Genomic DNA, 715 nt, shown 5'->3' with positions numbered 1-715 from the left:
CATAAAACGCGTTTGGCGTTGTATGGTTAAGCCTCACGGGTAATTAGTACAAGTTAGCTTAACATATCACTATGCTTCCACATCTTGCCTATCAACGTTGTAGTCTTCAACGGCCCTTCAGAGACTTTAAAAGTCTAGTGAGAACTCATCTCGAGGCCTGCTTCGCGCTTAGATGCTTTCAGCGCTTATCAGTTCCGAACGTAGCTACCGGGCAATGCCATTGGCATGACAACCCGAACACCAGCGGTTCGTTCACTCCGGTCCTCTCGTACTAGGAGCAACCCCTCTCAATTCTCAAACGCCCACGGCAGATAGGGACCGAACTGTCTCACGACGTTCTAAACCCAGCTCGCGTACCACTTTAAATGGCGAACAGCCATACCCTTGGGACCGACTTCAGCCCCAGGATGTGATGAGCCGACATCGAGGTGCCAAACACCGCCGTCGATATGAACTCTTGGGCGGTATCAGCCTGTTATCCCCGGAGTACCTTTTATCCGTTGAGCGATGGCCCTTCCATTCAGAACCACCGGATCACTATGACCTACTTTCGTACCTGCTCGACGTGTCTGTCTCGCAGTTAAGCTGGCTTCTACCATTACACTAACCGTACGATGTCCGACCGTACTTAGCCAACCTTCGTGCTCCTCCGTTACTCTTTGGGAGGAGACCGCCCCAGTCAAACTACCCACCAGGCACTGTCCGTAACCCCGAT

1 rRNA gene is annotated in these 715 nt (G+C 52.0%); it reads right to left on the bottom strand.

What is annotated here, in order from left to right:
* Nucleotides 1-22: 22 nt before the first annotated feature.
* Nucleotides 23-715 (bottom strand): 23S ribosomal RNA (locus ACMVDV_RS23300); the annotation flags it as partial.

Source organism: Pseudoalteromonas sp. ASV78 (assembly GCF_047806705.1).
Classification (GTDB): domain Bacteria; phylum Pseudomonadota; class Gammaproteobacteria; order Enterobacterales; family Alteromonadaceae; genus Pseudoalteromonas; species Pseudoalteromonas prydzensis_A.
Note: the sequence above shows the minus strand (reverse complement) of the source record. Positions and strands in the feature narration are given on the sequence as shown.